The sequence below is a fragment of the Streptomyces sp. TLI_171 genome (genome assembly GCF_003610255.1).
In the GTDB taxonomy this organism is placed as follows: Bacteria; Actinomycetota; Actinomycetes; order Streptomycetales; family Streptomycetaceae; genus Kitasatospora.
On sequence record NZ_RAPS01000001.1, the window covers coordinates 2,512,764 to 2,534,076 of the forward strand.

Annotated in this window: 18 protein-coding genes; 8 read left to right on the plus strand and 10 right to left on the minus strand. The window is 71.6% G+C overall.

Going from position 1 to position 21,313, the window contains the following annotated elements:
• Positions 1 to 92: 92 nt before the first annotated feature.
• From ppdK to BX266_RS11430, 5 genes are all read right to left on the minus strand, one after another.
• Positions 93 to 2,801, minus strand: a complete 2,709-nt coding sequence (ppdK, locus tag BX266_RS11410; protein WP_099899043.1) for a pyruvate, phosphate dikinase — start codon at positions 2,799 to 2,801, stop codon at positions 93 to 95.
• Positions 2,802 to 3,367: 566 nt separating this feature from the next.
• Complete coding sequence (gene dusB, locus BX266_RS11415) at positions 3,368 to 4,474, minus strand: tRNA dihydrouridine synthase DusB (protein ID WP_099907703.1); 1,107 nt, start codon at positions 4,472 to 4,474, stop codon at positions 3,368 to 3,370.
• Positions 4,475 to 4,738: 264 nt separating this feature from the next.
• On the minus strand, positions 4,739 to 5,566 hold the full coding sequence (locus BX266_RS11420; RefSeq protein WP_099899044.1) for a DUF4097 family beta strand repeat-containing protein: 828 nt from the start codon (positions 5,564 to 5,566) through the stop codon (positions 4,739 to 4,741).
• A complete protein-coding gene (locus BX266_RS11425) occupies positions 5,563 to 6,210 on the minus strand; it encodes a response regulator transcription factor (RefSeq protein WP_099899045.1) in 648 nt (215 codons plus the stop codon). Before BX266_RS11425 ends, BX266_RS11420 begins: the two co-directional genes overlap by 4 nt.
• Positions 6,198 to 7,484: a sensor histidine kinase gene (locus tag BX266_RS11430; protein WP_099899047.1), complete on the minus strand. Its 1,287-nt coding sequence runs from the start codon at positions 7,482 to 7,484 to the stop codon at positions 6,198 to 6,200. Before BX266_RS11430 ends, BX266_RS11425 begins: the two co-directional genes overlap by 13 nt.
• 135 nt (positions 7,485 to 7,619) lie before the next feature.
• On the opposite strand from BX266_RS11430, the gene BX266_RS11435 reads away from it, so the two are divergent.
• Complete coding sequence (locus BX266_RS11435; RefSeq protein ID WP_099899049.1) at positions 7,620 to 8,120, plus strand: hypothetical protein; 501 nt, start codon at positions 7,620 to 7,622, stop codon at positions 8,118 to 8,120.
• Positions 8,121 to 8,583: 463 nt separating this feature from the next.
• Here BX266_RS11435 and BX266_RS11440 read toward each other — a convergent pair whose 3' ends face one another.
• Positions 8,584 to 9,435, minus strand: a complete 852-nt coding sequence (locus tag BX266_RS11440) for a helix-turn-helix transcriptional regulator (RefSeq protein WP_099899051.1) — start codon at positions 9,433 to 9,435, stop codon at positions 8,584 to 8,586.
• 101 nt (positions 9,436 to 9,536) lie between these two features.
• On the opposite strand from BX266_RS11440, the gene BX266_RS11445 reads away from it, so the two are divergent.
• From BX266_RS11445 to BX266_RS11455, 3 genes are all read left to right on the plus strand, one after another.
• The gene (locus tag BX266_RS11445) at positions 9,537 to 10,970 is read left to right on the plus strand and encodes an MFS transporter (RefSeq protein ID WP_259464656.1); all 1,434 of its coding nucleotides are present in this window, start codon (positions 9,537 to 9,539) and stop codon (positions 10,968 to 10,970) included.
• Between the two features lie 128 nt (positions 10,971 to 11,098).
• Positions 11,099 to 11,677: an NADAR family protein gene (locus tag BX266_RS11450; RefSeq protein ID WP_099899053.1), complete on the plus strand. Its 579-nt coding sequence runs from the start codon at positions 11,099 to 11,101 to the stop codon at positions 11,675 to 11,677.
• 1,104 nt (positions 11,678 to 12,781) lie between these two features.
• Complete coding sequence (locus tag BX266_RS11455; protein ID WP_143686909.1) at positions 12,782 to 13,516, plus strand: hypothetical protein; 735 nt, start codon at positions 12,782 to 12,784, stop codon at positions 13,514 to 13,516.
• A gap of 199 nt (positions 13,517 to 13,715) precedes the next feature.
• On the opposite strand, the gene BX266_RS11460 is transcribed toward BX266_RS11455, so the two are convergent.
• A complete protein-coding gene (locus BX266_RS11460; protein ID WP_099899057.1) occupies positions 13,716 to 15,098 on the minus strand; it encodes a glycine--tRNA ligase in 1,383 nt (460 codons plus the stop codon).
• Between the two features lie 280 nt (positions 15,099 to 15,378).
• Between BX266_RS11460 and BX266_RS11465 the strand changes: the two genes are divergently transcribed.
• Genes BX266_RS11465 through BX266_RS11480 form a run of 4 tightly spaced genes read left to right on the plus strand, consistent with a single transcriptional unit; the run spans position 15,379 to position 18,622 of the window.
• Complete coding sequence (locus BX266_RS11465) at positions 15,379 to 16,350, plus strand: metal ABC transporter substrate-binding protein (RefSeq protein ID WP_099899059.1); 972 nt, start codon at positions 15,379 to 15,381, stop codon at positions 16,348 to 16,350.
• Positions 16,351 to 16,410: 60 nt separating this feature from the next.
• Positions 16,411 to 17,211 carry a metal ABC transporter ATP-binding protein gene (locus BX266_RS11470; RefSeq protein ID WP_099899061.1) on the plus strand — a complete coding sequence of 267 codons (801 nt, stop codon included), beginning with the start codon at positions 16,411 to 16,413 and terminating at the stop codon, positions 17,209 to 17,211.
• Positions 17,208 to 18,170 carry a metal ABC transporter permease gene (locus BX266_RS11475; protein ID WP_099899063.1) on the plus strand — a complete coding sequence of 321 codons (963 nt, stop codon included), beginning with the start codon at positions 17,208 to 17,210 and terminating at the stop codon, positions 18,168 to 18,170. The genes BX266_RS11470 and BX266_RS11475 overlap by 4 nt, the downstream gene beginning before the upstream one ends.
• Positions 18,171 to 18,205: 35 nt before the next feature.
• A complete protein-coding gene (locus BX266_RS11480; RefSeq protein WP_099899065.1) occupies positions 18,206 to 18,622 on the plus strand; it encodes a Fur family transcriptional regulator in 417 nt (138 codons plus the stop codon).
• A 143-nt stretch (positions 18,623 to 18,765) separates the two neighbouring features.
• On the opposite strand, the gene BX266_RS11485 is transcribed toward BX266_RS11480, so the two are convergent.
• The 3 genes from BX266_RS11485 to BX266_RS11495 form a co-directional block, all read right to left on the minus strand.
• Complete coding sequence (locus BX266_RS11485; protein WP_099899067.1) at positions 18,766 to 19,608, minus strand: isoprenyl transferase; 843 nt, start codon at positions 19,606 to 19,608, stop codon at positions 18,766 to 18,768.
• Positions 19,609 to 19,610: 2 nt separating this feature from the next.
• The gene (gene recO / locus BX266_RS11490) at positions 19,611 to 20,357 is read right to left on the minus strand and encodes a DNA repair protein RecO (RefSeq protein WP_099899069.1); all 747 of its coding nucleotides are present in this window, start codon (positions 20,355 to 20,357) and stop codon (positions 19,611 to 19,613) included.
• 242 nt (positions 20,358 to 20,599) lie between these two features.
• Entirely contained in the window at positions 20,600 to 21,265 is a 666-nt protein-coding gene (locus BX266_RS11495) for a hypothetical protein (RefSeq protein ID WP_099899071.1), read from the minus strand.
• Between the last annotated feature and the right edge of the window lie 48 nt (positions 21,266 to 21,313).

A 21,313-nucleotide genomic window follows, 5' to 3' on the forward strand; every position in this document is an offset into this window, starting at 1 on the left:
GGCTGCTTCGTACGGCGGCTCTCCTGCGCCGAGCTCCGCCGTACGCCCCTCCCCTACGGAGGGGTGCGTTCAGTGAACCGCGCCGCTTCGTGTCAGCGCGAGTCACTTCCCGCCGTCTCGATGGCGGCGCGGCCTGCCTCCAGGCGCGCCACCGGAATCCGGAAGGGAGAGCAGGATACGTAGTCGAGCCCCACCTCGTGGAAGAAGTGGACCGAGTCGGGGTCGCCGCCGTGCTCGCCGCAGACGCCGAGCTTGAGGTCGGGGCGGGTGGCCCGGCCGGCCTGGGCGGCGCTCTTCACCAGTGCGCCGACGCCGTCCCGGTCGATGGTCTCGAACGGGCTGACCCCGAAGATGCCCTTCTCCAGGTAGGCGGTGAAGAAGGAGGCCTCGACGTCGTCGCGGGAGAAGCCCCACACGGTCTGGGTCAGGTCGTTGGTGCCGAAGGAGAAGAAGTCGGCGGCCTCGGCGATCTGACCGGCGGTCACGGCGGCGCGCGGCAGCTCGATCATGGTGCCGAGCTTGATGTCGAGCGCGACGCCGGTGGACGCGGCGACCTCGGCGAGCACCCGCTCGCACTCGTCGCGGACCAGCTCCAGCTCCTGGACGGTGCCGACCAGCGGGATCATCACCTCGGGGCGCGGGTCTCCGCCGGCCAACTTGCGCTCGGCCGCCGCCTCGGCGATCGCCCGGACCTGCATGCCGAACAGACCGGGGATGACCAGGCCGAGCCGGACGCCGCGCAGACCCAGCATCGGGTTCGCCTCGTGCAGCCGGTGGACGGCCTGGAGCAGGCGCAGGTCGTTCTCGTTGGGGTCCTTCCGGGCCTCGGCGAGGGCGACGCGCACCGACAGCTCGGTGATGTCGGGCAGGAACTCGTGCAGCGGCGGGTCGAGCAGACGGACCGTCACCGGGAGGCCGTCCATCGACTGGAAGAGCTCCAGGAAGTCGCCCTTCTGCAGCGGCAGCAGGCTGGAGAGCGCGGTCTCGCGGTCCTTGTCGTTGTCCGCCAGGATCAGGTGCTCGACCTCCTTGCGGCGCTCCTCGCCGAGGAACATGTGCTCGGTGCGGCACAGGCCGATGCCCTGGGCCCCGTACCGGCGGGCGCGGTTCGCGTCCTCGGCGTTGTCGGCGTTGGCGCGCACCGCGAGGCGGCGGCGGCCGTCGGCGTGCGACATCAGCCGGTGCACGGCCTGGACCAGGCCGCCCTGGACGTCGGCGCCGGCGTGGATGGTGCCCTCGAAGTACTCGACCACCGGGGACGGCAGCACCGGGACCTCGCCCAGGTACACCTTGCCGTTGGCGCCGTCGATGGAGACCACGTCGCCCTCGTGGACGACCTGGCCGTCGGCGGTGGTGAACTTCCGGTTCTTCGTGTCGACCTCGAGCTCCTCGGCGCCGCAGACGCAGGTCTTGCCCATGCCGCGGGCGACCACGGCCGCGTGCGAGGTCTTGCCGCCGCGCGAGGTGAGGATGCCCTCGGCCGCGATCATTCCCTCGAGGTCGTCCGGGTTGGTCTCGCGGCGGACCAGGATGACCTGCTCGCCGGAGCGCGACCACTTCACCGCGGTGTAGGAGTCGAAGACCACCCTGCCGACCGCCGCGCCGGGCGAGGCCGCGATGCCGTACGCGACCGGCTTGGTCTCGGAGGTGGGCGCGAACCGCGGGAACATCAGCTGGGCGAGCTGCCCGCCGGTGACCCGGTGCAGTGCCTCGTCGAGGTCGATCAGGCCCTGGTCGACCAGCTGGACGGCGATCCGGAAAGCGGCCGCGGCGGTGCGCTTGCCGACCCGGGTCTGCAGCATCCAGAGCTTGCCGCGCTCGATGGTGAACTCGATGTCGCACAGGTCCCGGTAGTGGTTCTCCAGGGTGTGCATGATGGTCATCAGCTCGTCGTACGACTTCTTGTCGAGCTGCTCCAGGTCGGCCAGCTGGAGGGTGTTGCGGATGCCCGCCACCACGTCCTCGCCCTGGGCGTTCTGCAGGTAGTCGCCGTAGACGCCCTGGGTACCGGTGGAGGGGTCGCGGGTGAAGGCGACACCGGTGCCCGAGTCCTCGCCGAGGTTGCCGAAGACCATGGTGCACACGTTGACCGCGGTGCCCAGGTCGTTCGGGATGCGCTCCTGGCGGCGGTACAGGCGGGCCCGGTCGCCGTTCCAGGAGTGGAAGACGGCGTGGATCGCCAGGTCCAGCTGCTCGCGCGGGTCCTGCGGGAACTCGCGGCCGGTCTCGCGGGAGACGATCGCCTTGAAGGTCTCGACCAGCGTCCGGAGGTCCTCGGCGGTGAGGTCCAGGTCGTTGGCGGTGCCCTTGGCGTGCTTGGCCTCCTCCAGCGCCTCTTCGAACAGTTCGCCGTCGACGCCCAGGACGGTCTTGCCGAACATCTGGACCAGGCGGCGGTACGAGTCCCAGGCGAAGCGCTCGTTGCCGGACTGGGCGGCGAGCCCGGTCACCGAGGCGTCGGAGAGACCGATGTTCAGGACGGTGTCCATCATGCCGGGCATCGAGAACTTGGCGCCGGAGCGCACCGAGACCAGCAGCGGGTCGTCCGCCTGGCCGAGCCGCTTGCCCATCTGCTGCTCGAGGGCCGCCAGGTGACCGGTGATCTCCTCGTTCAGCGAGCCCGGCTCGGTGCCGGTCTCCAGGAACACCTTGCAGGCGTCGGTGGTGATGGTGAACCCCGGAGGGACGGGGAGACCCTGGTTGGTCATCTCGGCGAGGTTCGCACCCTTCCCGCCGAGAAGATCCTTGAGGTCCTTGTTTCCTTCGGTGAAGGAGTAAACAAACTTCTGCTTCGCCGCCACGGGTCGCTCTCCTCGCACACGGTTGCCCTGACGCCGGAGAACATACCCATTTCGAAGGCCGTCCAGGGGGGCGAGTAGCTCGTACGAGCTGCTCGACGGGCGATTGGCCAGCAGATCTAAAGCCCCGACGGACGTTTGCCTGCGTTGTTGAAATCGTCCGAGTGACGCTAGCGATGCTTCAAGAAGTGAACACATCGCCACATCGAGCTCACACGAACCGGACACACAGTGACGGCGTTCGCCCCACCGCGTTTCCCCGGCTTGATTTCCTGCAGTCAGCCTCGGCGATCCGCCCGACGACCCGTTCGGGAAGCGATCCCGACTTGTACACCTTGGCGAAGTCCGCTGACCGACTGTCACTCGCCACGATATGTGGCCAGCGTCACGGGCGCATCTCAGCTGTCGGGCCCAGCAGGGCTACGCCGCGCGTCGCTTTCCGTTGATGATCCCGTCGCTCTGCGTTGACAAAATTTGCCTAAAAGGAGCCCAACTGTCCAGCTTGGACAATCCGGCTGGGACGTCGCGGCCAGAGGTGAATCGCGGCCCGATTCGACAGACCGTACAGATCATCCGCCAGAGGTGTCCGATTCGGCGTCTTCGCCGAGCTTGGCGCACTCGTACGGATCGTCCAACCAGCCCTCGGGCAGGACCACCCGGTTGTTGCCGCTGGTTCGGCCGCGCGGGCCGTCCGCGCCGATCGGCCAGCTCTGCTCCTGGTCGACCAGGGCGAGCGTCTCGGCCAGCTCGACCAGCGAACTGGCGCTGGCGAGCTTGACCCGCAGTTCGGAGCCGACCGAGAAGCCCTTGGTGTACCAGGCCACGTGCTTGCGGAAGTCGATCACGCCGCGGGCCTCGTCGCCGAGCCACTCTCCCAGCAGCTGGGCGTGCCGCACCATGGCGTGGGCCACGTACGCGAAGGTCGGGCGGGCGTAGTCGACGTCGCCCTCGAAGATGGACACCAGGTCCTTGAACAGCCACGGCCGGCCCAGGCAGCCACGACCGACCACCACGCCGTCGCAGCCGGTCTCGCGCATCATCCGCACCGCGTCGTCGGCGGACCAGATGTCTCCGTTGCCGAGTACCGGGATGCCCGCCGGCACGGACTCGCGCAGCCGGGCGATGGCCGACCAGTCCGCGGTGCCGCCGTAGTGCTGGGCCGCCGTACGACCGTGCAGGGCGATCGCGGCCACGCCCTCCTCGGCGCCGATCCGGCCGGCGTCGAGGAACGTGAGGTGGTCGTCGTCGATGCCCTTGCGCATCTTCATGGTCACCGGGAGGTCGCCCGCGTTGGCGACGGCCTGCCGCAGGATGTCGCGCAGCAGGTTGCGCTTGTACGGCAGGGCCGACCCGCCGCCCTTGCGGGTCACCTTGGGGACGGGGCAGCCGAAGTTGAGGTCGATGTGGTCGGCCAGCCCTTCGGCCGAGATCATCCGCGCCGCCTTGCCGACGGTCTCCGGGTCGACGCCGTACAGCTGGATCGAGCGGGGCTTCTCGCTCGGGTCGAACTTGATCAGCTGCATGGTCTTGGCGTTGCGCTCGACCAGGGCCCGGGTGGTGATCATCTCGGAGACGTACAGGCCCCGTCCGCCGCTCTGCTCCCGGCACAGGGTGCGGAAGGGGGCGTTGGTGATGCCGGCCATCGGCGCCAGCACCACTGGGGGCCACACCTCCATGGGCCCGATGTTCAGCGGGGCGAACTCCGGCGCGTCGGGTGCTGCCGGGGCTGCCTGGGCGGAGTCGGGCGTGGTGGTCATGCGCGGCAGATCCTCAAACGGGTAGGGCCGGGGCGGCGGGCTTCCGGACACTCCATTCTCCCCCACCCGCCGACCCGCCCCGGCGAGGGCTTGGAGACCGCGGGACCAGGGGTACGGGACCAGGCGTATTAGGGGGTGGGAGGTGGGCCGGGCCCGGCGGGATCGGTGGGGTGGGGGCGGGGGTCAGTGCTCGTCGTCCCGGTTGATGGTCACGGTGCCGGAGCCGGAGGTGACGTCGAGCACCCGGGCGGAGCCCGACCCCTGGACGGACGGGTCGATCTGTTGGCGGCCACCGGCGGTGCTGAGGTCGGTCCGGTAGCGGTTGCCGTCGTCCGGGACCTGCAGGACGAGGTTTCCGGACGCCAGGCGGGCCGTCACGGACTCGGGAGCGCGGTCGTACTGGAGGGTGATCGGGCCGGAGCCGCTCATCGCCCGGACGGGGCCGCTGACCCGCCTCAGTTCGACCTGTCCGGAGCCGGTGTCCGCCGAGACGGCGCCGGCGATGTCCACGATCTCCGTCCGCCCGGAACCGTTGCGGGAGTGGATCTCGGTGGCCGGTGGGACTTGGATCTCCACGGCGACCGTGCAGCCGACCAGCGCACGCACGCCGGCCCCCGGGCAGCCGACGGCTATCGCGAGCGTGCCGGTCTCGACCTGCTCGCTGACGGTGGGCCTGATCAGCGACCAGCCGACGTGCTCGGTCACGACCACGCGATCGGTACCGCCGGCCCGGACGCTGACCAGGGCCGGCCCCGAATCGATGTCGAGGCGGGTGATCGGCTGGAAGTACGTCTTCTCCTGGGTGGTCTCCCGCTGGGCCAGGGTGGCGCCGGTGGTCGCGGCCCCGGCCAGCAGCGTGACGACCAGGACCAGCACGCTGACGATCCGCCAACTCCGGCGCTCGCGGGGGCCCGGCTCGGCCGGACCCGCCGGGGCGAGGTCCGGGAGCCAGTGGACGATGCGGCGCTCGGCGGCCGGGCCTGCCTCACCCCGGACGTCCTGACGGGTCACTGGCTCACCTCCAGGAAGCGCAGCACGGCGAGCACGCGCCGGTGCACGTCCTCGGCGGGCGGCAGATCGAGCTTGGTGAGGATGGAGTTGATGTGCTTGGAGACGGCGCTGTCGCTGACCACCAGGGACTCGGCGATGGCGGTGTTGGAGCGGCCCTCCGCCATCAGCGCGAGGACGTCCCGCTCGCGGGGCGTCAGCCGGTGCAGTGGATCGCGGTCGCGGCGCAGCAGCAACTGGGCGACCACCTCCGGGTCGAGGGCGGTGCCGCCCCCGGCGACGCGCTGAAGCGCCTCGACGAACTCGTCCACGTTGGCGACCCGCTGCTTGAGCAGGTAGCCGACGCCGCTGGTGTTCTTGGCGAGCAGGTCGGCCGCGTACCGCTCCTCGACGAATTGGGAGAGGAGGACGACGGCGGTGCCGGGCCACTGCTGCCGGATCATCAGGGCGGCCCGGACCCCCTCGTCGGTGAAGCCCGGTGGCATCCGGACGTCCGCTACGACGATCTCGGGGCGGTGCTCCTCGACGGCTGCGAGCAGTGCCTCGGCGTCCGCGACGGCGGCGGCCACTTCGTAGCCCTCGCTCTCCAGCACCTTGACGATGCCGATCCTCAGGAGGACGGAATCCTCGGCGATCACAGCTCGCATGGCAGCTCCATCGTGATGGTGGTGGGGCCCCCGCGGGGGCTGGTGATGGACAGGGATCCGTCCACCGAGGCGGCGCGCTTGCCCAGGCCGCTGAGGCCGGTGCCGCGCTCGGCGTCGGCCCCGCCGACGCCGTCGTCGGTGATGGTGATGAGCAGCCGGTCGGCCCGCCGGCGCAGGGCCAGGTCGACCCGGGAGGCCCGGGAGTGTTTGGCGGCGTTCGCCAGCGCCTCGGAGACCGTGAAGTAGGCGACCGCCTCCACCGTGGGCGCCACTCGGCCGGGCAGGTCGACCGTGAGGTGAACGGGGACGGGGCTGCGGGCGGCGATGCCGGACAGTGCCGCGTCCAGCCCGCGGTCCTCGAGCACGGCGGGGTGCAGGCCGCGGACCAGGTCGTGGAGTTCTCTGATGGCGGCCTGGGCCTCGTCGTGCGCGGCGACGATGACGTCCATGGCCTCGGGCGGGACGTTCTTGAGCGTGCGCCGGGCCAGGCCCAGGTTCATCGCGAGGGAGACGAGGCGCTGCTGGGCGCCGTCGTGCAGATCCCGCTCGATGCGACGGCGCTCGGCGTCGGCGGCGTCCACCACGTCCACCCGGCTCCGGGCGAGGTGTTCGACGCGGCGTTCCAGGACCTCCGCCCGGTTCGGGCCGAGCAGAGCGCGGACCGTCCACAGGTCGAGGGCCGCGAGCAGGGCGGCCAGCCAGGGCATGACGGCCAGCAGGAGCAGGCCGCCGACGGTGATCATGATGCCGACGCCCGTCCAACCGGCGCTGCCGCGCAGCGGGTTGTCGAGCGGCAGGAGCCAGACCCAGCCGAAGAAGCCCAGCAGCACGGCCGCGGATCCCCAGAGGCTGAGGACGAGCGCGGCCGCCAGCGTCTGCAGCGGAGCCACCACCAGGTGGTGGACGGCCTGACGCCACGTCAGCCCCGCGCGCAGGCGGGCCAGCCAGCCGGCTCCCGGTGGGAGTCGGCTCGGGATCTCCAGCCCGTACAGCGCGCGGACGCGGCTGCGTTGGGCGGTGGTGAGCAGGTCGAGCAGGGCGACCATCAGGACCAGGCCCGGCAGCATCGTGTGGGGCCGGGAGCTGAGGAGGAGCACGACGGGCAGACCGAGCGGGAGCCCTGCGGCCAGGAACAGCGAGTCCCGTCGAGTACTCGTGGCCCACGGCATGCGCCGCGCGGCGGCACGGACCGGGACGGCGCGGACCGGGACGGCACGGGCCGCGGCGAGGCGGATCGTGCGCCACGGGCGCGTCTGGATCTTCGACCAGAACATGCGGATCAGCGTAGAGGCCCCCTGATCGGCGCTTCCATGGCGCGGGCCTCCGTCTTTGGGGTGTAGCTGGCTACACCCCAAAGACGGAACCGCACGCTACCGACAAGATCTCTGCGCCGCAGGATTCTTGACGGCATGACGAACACGAATCTGATGCGTTGTGGCCGTACCCCGCTCGCCCGCACGGGTGCGGCGGACCGGGAGTGCTCCTGGGCGCGGCCCGAACTCCTCGACGGCACGGGCGGGATGGGCCTGCTCGAATCGATCGGCCCGTGGTCGGTGGTCGTGCGCTCCGGCCGCCGCCCGGCCATGGAGGTCTACGAGTACGGCGAGTTGCTCGACGTGGTGGTCGAGTCCTCGCTCGGTGGTGCCCGGTTGCGCGGGGCGCGGCGCGGCAGGGCCGGCAGACCGGGAGAGAGGCCGGTCTCGTGCGCCTGGGGGCGATTGCCCCCGTGTGCCGTTCCCCAGGCGGTCGGTTTCACGGCCGGCCGGCTGCGGCGGCGGTCGGTACGGGCCGACGTGGTGCGGACGGCAGGCCGGTTCTGGTTCGCCACGGTGGCCGGGGAGTTCCGCTGGACGCAGGTGTGGTCGGTGTGCCGGTGCGCCGAGCACGTGGAGTCGGGGAGGGCGGCATGAGCGCGTTGATCCTGGTGCCCGCCCCGATCGGCGTCGGCGGCAGCGGGGCCGTGCGGGTGCGCCGGCCGGCCGGCTCGCGGTCGCTCGGGCGGCTGTCGCCCGCGCCGGTGTTCCTGGGGTGCGGGGCGCTCCTGCTCCCCTGGGCAGCGCTGTTGGCCACCCTGCCCGGCGGCCTCAGCTGGGCGGTGCTCGACGTGTTCGAGGCGCTGGCGCTGCTGGCCGCCGCGTCGCTGCTCCGGCAGGGGCGCAATCCTCGTCCGGCGTCGGCCGCGGCCGGACTGCTGCTGATGGCGGACGCGCTGTGCGACCTCGCGACGGCCTCCGCCGGGGCCGAGTTGGCGGCCGCCGTACTGATGGCGGGGTGCGCGGAGCTCCCGCTCGCCGGCCTGTGCGGGTGGGTGGCGTTCGGCCGGTCCGACCGGGCGGCGGGTGGTGCTCCCGTCTCCCGCCGGTGGGCCAAGGGTCAGGCGCCGGAGGCCAGTTGGCGCAGCCGGTCCCGGGTCTCCTGGTCCTGCGGCACGTACCCGACCAGCCTGGTGCCGCTCCTGGGGCCCAGCCACAGGTTGGTGTACTCGAAGCGCAGCAGGCCGGCGCCGGGCAGCGCGAACTGCTTGAACCCGTTGACCAGCCCCGACACCTCGTGCCGTTCCCAAGCCTCTTCGAAGTCCGGGGAGACCTTGCGCAACCGGCCCACCAGGCTCTTCCAGGCGGGTTCCGCCGCGTGGTCGGCCATCGCGGTCCGGAAGCGCGCCACCACCCCGGCCCTGGCGGCCGCCCGGTCGACCAGGTTCCTCGCGAAAGGAGTGTCCGTGAAGACCATCCACATGATGTTGCGGTCCTCATCCGGGATCGTGTCCAAGTCTCCGGTGAGCCAGGTGTACGCCCGGTTGTACGCCAGGATGTCGAACCGGCTGCTGATCACCACGGCCGGGAACGGGTCGAGTTGCTCCACCATCGCCCGGATCGCCGGCGAGACCGTCGGGCATTCCTTCACCGGGGCGGGGTCCTCGCCGCCCGCCAGGGTGAACAGGTGCGACCGCTCGTTGCGGTCGAGCATCAGCGCCCGGGCCACGGAGTCCAGGACCTGGGGCGAGACCTGGATGTCCCGTCCCTGTTCAAGCCAGGTGTACCAGGTGACTCCCACCGCGGCGAGGCCGGCGACCTCCTCGCGCCGCAACCCCGGAGTGCGGCGGCGGCCGACCGCAGGGAGACCGACCTGCTCCGGGGAGATGCGCTCCCGGCGGCTCCGCAGGAACGTGGCCAGTTCGCGCCGCCGCTCGTCGGCGGGGGTGTGAGTGTCCGCGGGGATAGCCATGCCACCAGGGTGCACCACGCAGGATCCTATTTCCAGGTACTCCTTATACCTGGATAAACACCGCCTGGTACCAGGTTGAGAGGAGCCGCATCGTAGTACTCGTGACTCAGCAGACAGTCCTTCCGCAGATCTCGCCGCCGGTCCGGTCCGCGGCGCCCGAACTGGGCGCCGCCGGCCTGATCACCGTCCTCCTGGGCGCCTTCCTCCCGATGCTTGACTTCTTCATAGTGAACGTCGCGCTGCCGACCATCGACCACGATCTGGTCGCCGGTCCCGCCGTCCTCGAACTCGTCGCGGCGGGCTACGGCATCGCCTTCGCCGTCCTGCTCGTCCTGGGCGGACGACTGGGCGACGCCCTCGGCCGGCGACGGCTCTTCATCGCCGGAGCCATCGCCTTCTCCCTCACCTCGCTCGCCTGCGGTGTTGCCCCCACCGCCTGGACCCTGGTCGCCGCCAGGGTCGCCCAGGGTGCCTCCGCGGCCCTGCTGCTCCCCCAGGTCCTCGCCACCATCACCGCCACCACCAGCGGTCAGCAGCGCGCCCGGGCCCTCGGCATCTACGGTGCGGTCGGCGGCATCTCGGTGGTGATCGGCCAGGTCCTCGGCGGCCTCCTGGTCTCGGCGGACCTCTTCGGCAGCGGCTGGCGCGCCGTCTTCCTGCTGAACGTCCCCTTCGCGCTGCTCACCGCGGTCATGGCGGCGCGTCACGTCCCGGAGAGCCGGGCCGAGCGGGCCCCCGGGGTGGACCTGCCCGGCACCCTGCTTCTCTCCGCAGCGCTGCTGGCCCTCTTCGTCCCGTTGATGGAGGGCCGGGCCGTCGGCTGGCCGGCTTGGACCTGGGCGTCCCTGACCGCGTTCCCCGTCCTCGCCGCCGCGTTCGTGACGGTGGAACGGCGGGCCGAGCGTGAAGGGCGAGCACCCCTCGTCCCGCTCTCGCTGCTGCGAATTCCCGAGATGCGGCGCGGCCTCGGGGTGGCCGTGCCCTACTTCACCGGTTTCGGCGGCTTCATGTTCGTCGTTGCCCTGATGCTGCAGGACGGCCTGCACAAGGGTCCGATCGCCGCGGGTTGGGCGCTGGTCCCGATGGCGGTCGGCTACTTCGCCGCCTCACTGGCCGGACCTCGGCTGGTCAGCCGGTTCGGCAGCCGGGTCATCACCGCCGGCGCGGCGGTCCAGGGCGTCGGCCTGCTCGCCCTGATGGCCACCGCCCTGGGCGACTGGCAGCACTTCTCACCCCTGCGGATGCTGCCCGGCGTCGCACTCGCCGGCATCGGACAGGGCATGGTGGGCATGCCGCTGTTCCGGGTGGTGCTCTCCCGAGTTCCCGCCGACCGGGCCGGCGTGGGCAGCGGGGTGCTGGCGACCACGCAACAGTCCAGCCTGGCCCTGGGTGTGGCGACCTTGGGCACCCTCTTCCTCGGCCTGGTCCCCGCACTGGGAATGGCGAACGCGCTGGCTCTGGTCCTCGGCATCCAGGCGGTCGGTTCCCTGGTCATCTGCTGGTTGAGCATCCGGCTGCCGCGATCGGTCGGATGACAGCAGCTCAGCCCACAGGACGACCACGGCCCGGACGCGGACGCGGACCGGCCGACCCTCGGCCGGCCGACCACCTCCCGCCGAAAAAGGGCAGGCCGGAGCGCCGGGGCCGGTGCGAGGATGGCGACATGACGGAGAACTCGACCATCGTTCCGGGCGAGACGCGCACCCGCGAGGAGCTGGTGGCCGCGGTCGCGTCCGGGGTGCGCCCGAAGTACCTGCACTTCTGGGGCCACCGGCCGCAGCGGGACGGACAGATCGGCGCCGGCGCCCTCAGCCAGTGGTGGCCGTCACCGTTCACCGTCGACGGAGTGCAGTACCGCACCGCCGAGCACTGGATGATGGCCGGAAAGGCGCGACTGTTCGGCGACGAGGAGATCCTGCCCCGCATCCTCCAATCGCGGACGCCCGCCGAGGCGAAGAAGCTGGGGCGCTTGGTCCGGGGGTTCGACGACGCCCGGTGGACGGCACAGCGGTTCGACCTGGTGGTGGCGGGCAGCGTCGCCAAGTTCGGTCAGGACGACCGGCTGCGCGCCTACCTGGTCCGCACCGGCGGGCGCGTCCTGGTCGAGGCCAGCCCGCTCGACCGGATCTGGGGCATTGGACTGGCTGCCGACGACGAGCGGGCGAACTCGCCCGCTCAGTGGCCCGGGCTGAACCTGCTCGGCTTCGCCCTGATGGAAGCCCGAGCGCAACTGACGGGCTGACATCTGGAAGCGGTTCGCCCTGGGCCGCCCCGCGCCACAACTATGGTGGATCGGGCCGAAATTGACGTGCCGACACAGAACCTGCCGGCCTCCTGCACCTCACCGGCCACTCGCATTCCCATCTCGAAAACGTTAAGACTTGCTCCCGTAACGTGGCCGCCGTACAGCAACGCCAGGATGACCTCCAGTCGTTGTGTTCGGGGGCCGGCAGGGCGGCCTCCACGGAGAAGGTCGGGGCGGGCCGCGATGACCGTGCGAGATCTGGGGCCGGATTCGGCCGACGTCCAATCGCTCAGAGCCGAGCTGGACGAACTGCTCAGAGCGCGGCAGTTCGCCGCGCAACGCGAACGCCGGCTCGCCGAAGTACTGGGGGCCGGACGCGAACCCGACCACGCCCCCGCCTACGGGCGCCCACCGCGACAGCCCGACCCCGAACTCCTCCGGCAGCTCGCCCAGGCCCAGAACCTTCGCGAGGGCCTCGGAGCGCGCTGCCGGGAACTGAGCGACCGGCTGCTCGCCGCCGAGGACCGGATGCTGGCCGGACGGCTCGCCGGCCGCGGCACAGCCGGTACGGGCGGAACAGCCGATACGGGCGGAACAGCCGGTACGGGAGGCGCATACCGCGTGGACGCTCCCGCAGGAAGCCCGCAGCCGGGTGGTCCACTGGTGCCCCCACAGCGGCCACGCCCGACCGGTGCCCGCTTCGGCGGAGCTCGCGGCGGATCGGCAAGTCCGGATCGCGGCAGCGGATTTGACGGGCCGTCACAAGATCAGGCCGAAGCATGGGGCGCCGCAGCGAACGCCGTCCAGGCCGACGCAGCCACCGCCGCCGCGCCGCCGCGCGGTGCGCGCTTCAGCGCAGGACGGCCTTCCCGGGCCGCCAAGCACGGTGACCTCCGCGGTGCGGCCGACGGCGCTCAGGCGCAACAACGGAGCGGCGGGCGCGCCAACGCGCCTGACGCCGCCGCGAACGGGCCATCGGGCACCTCGTGGGGCCGAACGAGTGGCACCGGTCCGACCCCTGACGACCTGGCGAACCGCAACACCAGCCGGACCGTCGCGGGACCGGCCGACCGCCGGCAGCCGAGGACGGAAGCGGAGTTGGTGGCACTGGTCCAGCGGATCGCGGACCTGCACCGCGGGGGTGCGGTGCACGAGTCCGCGGCCCTCGTGGGCCAGGCCTCCCTGATGATCACGCCCTCGGACCTGGTCCGGCTGGCGACACTGCTGCAGGCGGAGGGCCCGGCCGGATCCTCCACCTACCTGTGCCGATCGGTCGCCTCCGGCGCACCGGAGCACGCGGCGGCCACGCTGGCGGAACTGCGCCGCGTGGGCCTGGTGGATGAGGCCGCCGACCTGTTCCACACCCTGTGGGCGGTGAACTCGGAAGCGCTCCCCGCCCTGTTGGCCGCACTCGAGCAGTCGGGGCAGTCCGCCGACGGCCAGACGCTGCTGTGGGAGCGGGCCTCCGCGCCGGCGGCCGAACTCGCCGAGCTGACACAGCACTTGCGCGCGGCGGGGCGTTCCGGCGACGTGCGTCACCTGCTCCGGCAGGCGGCCGGGCGGCAGACTCCGGAGGTCGCCGCGATCGCGGCCGCGCTGAGCGAGGACTCGGCCGTCGAGCTGATCAACGAGCTGGTGCGGATTCGTTCGGCGAGCGACATCGGCCAGTTCGCCGCCGCGATCCGCGGGCAGGCCGCCCTGTACGACGCACTGCTGTTCGCCGTGGACGACCTGGCCGAGAGCCCCGCCCGCAGCGCCTTCGCGGCGCTCCGCTCCGCCGGGCTGCGCACCGAGCCGACCCCCCGGCCGCGTTCGCGGTACCGCCAACGCCGCTGAAGCCCAACCGGCACGGGCGCCCGGTCCGCCCCTGAACGCCACCCGCAACCGCGACCGCAACGACGACCGCATCTGCGCGCACGAACCCGAACGCACGCGAACGCATCCGAAACGGCCGGTGGGCCCTCCCGTACCTCGGGAGGGCCCACCGGCCGAACGAGAAATGCGTGGCAGCAGAGCTGCGGAGCCGGTCGCCCGGTCAGCAGCCGATCAGGCGGGCGCCCAGGTAGGACTTCACCTGGTCGAGGGACACGCGCTCCTGCGCCATGGTGTCGCGGTCGCGGACGGTCACCGCGTTGTCCTCGAGGGTGTCGAAGTCGACGGTGACGCAGAACGGGGTGCCGATCTCGTCCTGGCGGCGGTATCGCTTGCCGATCGCACCGGCGTCGTCGAACTCGACGTTCCAGGCGGAACGCAGGTCAGCGGCGAGGCCGCGGGCCTTCGGGGAGAGGTCGGCGTTGCGGGACAGCGGGAGCACCGCGACCTTCACCGGGGCGAGGCGCGGGTCGAGCCGCATGCCGACGCGCTTCTCCATGACGCCCTTGGCGTTCGGCGCCTCGTCCTCGAAGTAGGCGTCGAGCAGGAAGGCCAGCATGGCGCGGTTGAGGCCGGCCGCGGGCTCGATGACGTACGGGAAGTACCGCTCGTTCGCGTCCTGGTCGAAGTACTTGAGGTCCTGGCCGGAGGCCTCGCTGTGCACCGTCAGGTCGTAGTCGGTGCGGTTGGCCACGCCCTCCAGCTCGGAGAACTCGCTGCCGCCGAAGTTGAAGCGGTACTCGATGTCCACCGTGCGCTTGGCGTAGTGGGACAGCTTCTCCTTGGGGTGCTCGAAGAAGCGCATGTTCTCGGTCCGCATGCCGAGGTCGACGTACCAGTTCCAGCGCTGCTCGAGCCAGTACTCGTGCCAGGTCTCGTCCTCGCCCGGCTTGACGAAGAACTCCATCTCCATCTGCTCGAACTCGCGGGTGCGGAAGATGAAGTTGCCGGGGGTGATCTCGTTGCGGAAGCTCTTGCCGACCTGGGCGATGCCGAACGGCGGCTTCTTGCGCGTGGTGGTCTGCACCGCGCGGAAGTTGGTGAAGATGCCCTGCGCGGTCTCGGGGCGCAGGTAGGCCAGCCCGCTCACGTCCTCGGTGACGCCGAGGTGCGTCTTCAACATGCCCGAGAACTCCTTGGGCTCCGTGAAGGCGCCCTTGTTGCCGCAGTTCGGGCAGTTGATGTCGGCGAGGCCGTTGGCGGGCAGCTTGCCGTGCTTGGCCTCGTACGCCTCTTCCAGGTGGTCGGCGCGGAAGCGCTTGTGACAGGAGAGGCACTCGGTCAGCGGGTCGTTGAAGGTGGCCACGTGGCCGGAGGCCTCCCAGACCTCGCGGGCGAGGATCACCGAGGAGTCGATACCGACGACGTCCTCCCGAGCGGTGACCATCGCGCGCCACCACTGGCGCTTGATGTTCTCCTTGAGCTCGACACCCAGCGGACCGTAGTCCCAGGCGGCACGAGTACCGCCGTAGATCTCGCTGCAGGGGTAGACGAAGCCACGGCGCTTGCTCAGGCTGACGATCGTGTCGATCTTGTCGGCGGCCACAGTGCTCTCTTCAGTACGACGGCACGGTCAGGACGCGGCTGGTTGCGCGCGCCCGAATAACTCAGGGTACCGGGGATGCAGGGGCGGGGTTCAACTCGATAGTTGCACGGGAGGGCCCCGGGAAGGCTGTACCGGGAGTGAACTCCCGTGCGTTCTCCGGCGTGTTGGAGATCGCACGGTGAAGGGCCGGTACCCGTACGGTGCGGCGGGCCGCACGGCCGGGCGCGCCCCCCGAAAGGCAAGTTGACAATCATTTCCAGATAAGATGAGAATGGTTGTCATGAAGTTGAGCCGCCTGTCGACCTCGATAGCCTTCGCCGCCACGGCCGTTGCCGGCTCCCTGCTGCTCTCCGCCTGCGGCGGGATCAGCAGCGCCGCCGACAAGAGCGGCGGAAAGCTGGACGTGGTGGCGTCCTTCTACCCGATGGAGTTCCTGGCCCGGCAGATCGGCGGGGAGCACGTCAAGGTGACCGACCTGACCGCCGCCGGGGTCGAGCCCCACGACCTGGAGCTGACGGCCAAGCAGGTCGCGGCGGTGCAGCGGGCCGACGCGGTGATCTACCTCAAGGGCCTGCAGCCGACCGTGGATCAGGCCGTCGCCCAGTCCCACTCCAAGCACCTGGTGGACGCCACCGCCGCCTCCCCCCTGGTGGACCACCACCTCGACGAGGGCGACGGGGAGGGCGAGAGCAAGGGCGCGGACGGCGAGCACGACCACGAGCACAGCGCCGCCACCGGCGACCCGCACATCTGGCTGGACCCCGCCCGGTACACCGCGGTGGCCAGGAGCGTGGGCGCCGAGCTCGCCGCCGCGGACCCGGCGAACGCCGCCGACTACCAGCGCAACACCGACGCCCTGGTGACCCGACTCACCGCCCTGGACCAGGAGTTCCGGGCCGGCCTGCAGAACGTCGGGACCCGGACCTTCGTCACCAGCCACGCCGCCTTCGGCTACCTGGCCGACCACTACGGGCTGGAGCAGATCGCCATCAACGGGGTCGACCCGGAGGCCGAGCCCACCCCGTCCCGGCTGGCCGCGATCCAGCGCGCCGCCAAGGAGAACGGCGTCACCACCGTGTTCTTCGAGTCCCTGGTGAGCCCCAAGCTGGCCAACACCGTGGCGGGCGACCTGGGACTGAAGACCGCCGTGCTCGACCCCCTGGAGGGGATCAAGGAGCCGGACAAGAACGACTACTTCTCCGTCATGCGGCAGAACCTGACCAACCTGCGCACCGCCCTCGGCGCCAGCTGAACACCCGCACGCGCACCGGACACCCGCCCGCGCACCGGCCGAACCGAGCGAGGAACCATCATGAGCACAGTCACTCCACCCGCCCGCGCGGGCGCCGGTACGGCGGTCGTCGGGCTCCGCGGCGCGGTCGCCGACGTGGGCGGGCGGCCGGTGCTGCGCGGCGTCGACCTCACCGTCCGGCCCGGCGAGGTGGTGGCCCTGCTGGGCGCCAACGGGTCCGGCAAGTCCACCACCGTGAAGAGCGTGATCGGCGCGGTGCCGCTGGAGCAGGGCAGCCTGGAGCTGTTCGGCCAGCCGTACCGCAAGTTCCGGGCCTGGCACCGGATCGGGTACGTGCCGCAGCGCACCACCGCGGCCGGCGGGGTGCCGGCCACGGTCCGCGAGGTGGTCTCCACCGGGCGGCTGCCGCAGCACGGGCTGCTGCCGTTCCGCCGCAAGGACCGCGCCGCGGTGGACCGGGCGTTGAGCGCCGTCGGCATGCTGGACCGGGCCGGCGACGGCGTGGCCAACCTGTCCGGCGGGCAGCACCAGCGGGTGCTGATCGCCCGCGCCCTGGTCGGACAGCCCGACCTGCTGATCATGGACGAGCCGATGGCCGGCGTGGACGTCGACAGCCAGCAGGTGCTCGCCGACATCCTCCGGACCGAGGTGGAGCGCGGCTGCGCGGTGCTCCTGGTGCTGCACGAACTCGGGCCGCTGGAGCCGCTGATCGACCGGGCCGTGGTGCTGCGCGACGGCTGCGTGGCGCACGACGGGCCGCCGCCCCGCGGTGTCGGCCAGCACGCGCTGCCCGGCCACGACCACGTCCACCCGCACGCGGACGACCACCACCACCGCACCACCCAGGGGCTGCTGGCATGATCGAGATGTTCCAACCCGACTTCATGCAGCGGGCGTTCATCGCCGCCGTGCTGGTCGGCCTCACCGCGCCCTCGGTCGGCATCTACCTGGTCCAGCGCCGCCAGGCGCTGATGGGCGACGGCATCGGGCACGTCGCGCTGACCGGTGTCGGCCTGGGCTTCCTGTTCCAGGCGAACCCGATCTGGATGGCGGTGCTGGTCTGCGTCCTCGGCGCCGTCGTGATGGAACTGGTCCGCTCGCGCGGCAACCAGCGCGGCGACATCGCGCTGGCGATGCTGTTCTACGGCGGCATGGCCGGCGGCAAGCTGCTGGTCTCGATGAGCAGCCAGGCCGGATCGGGCAGCCTGGAGAGCTACCTGTGGGGCTCCATCCTGACCGTCTCCCCCGGCGACCTGGCGGTGATCGGCGGCCTGGCCACGGTCGTCGTCGCGGTCACCGCGGGCCTGCGGCGGCAGCTGTTCGCGGTCTGCCAGGACGAGGAGTTCGCCCGGGTGACGGGCCTCCCGGTGCGGGTGCTCAACCTGCTGCTCGCGGTGATGGCCGCGGTCACGGTGACCGTCGCCATGCGGGTGGTCGGCCTGCTGCTGGTCAGTGCCCTGATGGTGGTCCCGGTCGCGGCGGCCCAGCAGCTGACCCGTTCGTTCGCAGCCACTCAGGCGGCCGCGGTGGGCGTGGGCGTGGTCGCGGCGGTGCTCGGCGTCGGCACCTCGTACCAGGCCGACCTGCCGCCGGGCCCGACCATCGTGATCCTGGCCATCCTGGCCTTCGCCGTGTTCAGTGCGATCGCCGCGCCGCTGGCCGCGCGACGGCACCGAGCCTCGGTGGAGCACGGACCGGTGGTGTGCGACGTGGTGCTGCCGGAGGCCCGGGAGGCGGCGTCCGGGGAGGCGAACCGGCCGGTGGCGGCCGGGTCGGCGTCGCAGGGGGAGTCGCTGTCAAGTCGGGGGCTGGCACAATGATGTGCGAAACCACCCGATCAGCAGGAGGACCCACGGTGACCACCGCAGGCCCGTCGCCGCGCGCGCGATCGACTCGGCAGCGCACCGCCGTCTCGGCGGTCCTGGACGAAATCGAGGACTTCCGCAGCGCGCAGGAACTGCACGACATGCTCAAGCACCGGGGCGACTCGGTCGGCCTGACCACCGTCTACCGGACGCTGCAGTCCCTCGCCGAGGCCGGTGAGGTGGACGTGCTGCGCACCGCCGAGGGCGAGGCGGTGTACCGCCGGTGCAGCAGCGGGCACCACCACCACCTGGTGTGCCGGCACTGCGGGGCGACCGTCGAGGTCGAGGGTCCGGCGGTCGAGCGCTGGGCCAACGCGGTCGCCGCCGAGCACGGGTTCAGCGACATCGCGCACACCCTGGAGATCTTCGGCACCTGCGGGGACTGCGCCGCCAAGCAGCAGGCGTAGCGGACGACAGCAGACGCAGGAGGCACCGAACGCGCAGCAGGGCCCGGATCGGAACCGTCCGATCCGGGCCCTCGCGCAACCCCCGGCACTCACGCCACCCCGGCACTCACGCAACTCCGGCCCTCGCGCAGCACCGCGGGTTCTCAGCGCTGCGTCGGGACCTCGGCGTCGGCCGCGTCGTGCTGGACGGAGTTGGGGACGGCCCCGCCGAAGCGGCGGTCGCGGCGCGCGTACTGTTCGACGGCGCGCCACAGGTCGCGGCGGTCGAAGTCGGGCCAGAGCACGTCCTGGAACACCAGCTCGGCGTACGCGGACTGCCACGCCAGGAAGTTGGACGTGCGCTGCTCGCCGCTGGGGCGCAGGAACAGGTCCACGTCCGGCATGTCCGGGTAGTAGAGGTACTTGGCGAACAGCTTCTCGTTGACCTTCTCCGGGTTGAGCTTCCCGGCGGCGACGTCGCGGGCGATGGCCAGCGCGGCGTCGGCGATCTCGGCCCGGCCGCCGTAGTTGACGCAGAAGTACAGCGTCATGGCGTCGTTGTTCTTGGTCTGCTCCTGGGCGACCTGGAGTTCCTGGACGACGCTCTTCCACATCTTCGGCATCCGGCCGACCCAGCGGATCCGGATGCCCATGGCGTCCATCTCGTCGCGGCGGCGGCGGATCACGTCCCGGTTGAAGTTCATCAGGAACTTCACTTCCTCCGGGGAGCGCTTCCAGTTCTCGGTGGAGAAGGCGTACAGCGACAGGTTCTTGACGCCGACCTCCAGGCAGCCGCGCAGCACGTCGAGGACCACGCCCTCGCCGACCTTGTGGCCCTCGGTGCGGGGCAGGCCGCGCTCCTTGGCCCAGCGGCCGTTGCCGTCCATGACGCAGGCGACGTGGTTGGGGACCAGCTCGCTCGGGATCTTCGGCGGCCGGGCACCGCTGGGGTGCGGGGCCGGGGGCTCGTACGTCCGCTTGCTGCCGAACAGCCGTCGCGCGACCATGCTCACTTCTCCACGTATCTCATCGAGCGGATGCCCCGCTCCAGGTGCCACTGCAGGTAGGCGGCCACCAGCCCGCTGCCCTCGCGCCAGTACCGCGGCTCGCAGCCGTCGGCCGTCGGCCAGTCTCCGGAGAGCAGCGCGCCGAGCAGTACCAGTGTCTCAGGGGAGGGTACGGCACTTCCGGGTACCCGGCAGTCGCCGCACAGGACGCCGCCGGCCTGCAGTGAGAAGAAGCGGTTGGGGCCGGGCAGTCCGCAGCGGGCGCAGTCGGTGAAGCTCGCGCCGTAGCCGTTGACGGCGAGCGAGCGCAGCAGGAAGGCGTCCAGCACCAGGTGCGACTGGTGGGTGCCGGCGGCGAGCGTGCGCAGGCCGCCGACCAGCAACAGGTACTGCTGGACGGCGGGTTGGCCCTCGTTCTCGGCGAAGCGTTCGGCGGTCTCCAGCATGGCGGTGCCGGCGGTGTAGCGGGCGTAGTCGTCGACGATCCGGGCGCCGTAGGGGGCGATGGTCTCCACCTGGGTGCACAGCGGCAGGGTGCGGCCGACCAGGTCGCTGCCGCGGCTGAAGAACTGGATGTCCACGTGCGAGAACGGTTCGAGGCGCGCGCCGAACTTCGACTTGGTCCGGCGCACGCCCCGGGCCACCGCCCGCACCTTGCCGTGCTGGCGGGTGAGGAAGGTGATGATCCGGTCGGCCTCGCCGAGCTTCTGGGTGCGCAGCACGATGCCGTCGTCGCGGAAGAGACTCATGGTGAAGCCATTGTCCCGCACCCCTCGGACAGTCCCACCGAGGACAGTCCCACCGACGACAGGACGCACCGACGACCGGACGCCGACGACCGGACGCGCCGACGACGGGACGACGACTGGACGACCGGAGCTGCCCAGCCGAGAGCCCGCACCGGGGTTGTGGGGGCTTTCACCCGTGCGGTGCGGGTCACGGCGGGCCCGGGAGGGGGGAGTTCGGGCCCGGCTCGGGGTGCGTCCGGCGGTCAGTGCGGGGCGCGGGTGGCGGCCTCCAGCAGCCGGTCGACCTGCGGGGCGGTGAGCTTGAGGCAGCGGCCGACCACGCCGAGCGCGGCCCGCTCCTGCGGGAGGTAGCGGCCGTCGGCGAGGGCGACCAGGGCGCCCAGGGTGAGCAGTCGTTCGCGGCCCTGGACGGCGAGGTGCGGGGCGAGCGGTTCGAGGGCGGCGTGGAGTTCGACGGCGAGGCCGCCGCCCTCGACGTCCACGTCGAGGGGTTCGCCGCCGCTGTGCCCGGAGAGCGCGGCGAGCGCGGCCAGCACCTGGGCCTCGCCGCAGTCCTCGAAGCCGGCTTCCTTGATGACCGCGCAGGCGGTCTCGCGTCCGGTGCGGCTGCCGGTGCCGCCGGCGGCGAGGGTGGCCAGGGCGATGGTGTACTGGGCGTCGCGGAGCATCGCGCCGAGCCGGACCGAGGTCAACTGCTCCAGGGCGTCGGTGCCGTAGCGGCCGCGGCAGGAGGTGCACTGGACGCTGCGGGCCACGCCGCCGAGCGGCAGGACCGGGGTTCCGAGCAACCGCAGCCACCGCCGGCCGTGCTGCCGGCGGTAGTTGCGGTCCCCACCGCAGCCCGGGCAGAAGAATTCACCGAGGACATCCGTCCGCCACCGAGGGCGAACACCCCACAACCCTGTCACGGCGCCACTCCCCAGACATGGCAGGCGGCCTGCACATCAATGGGCAGG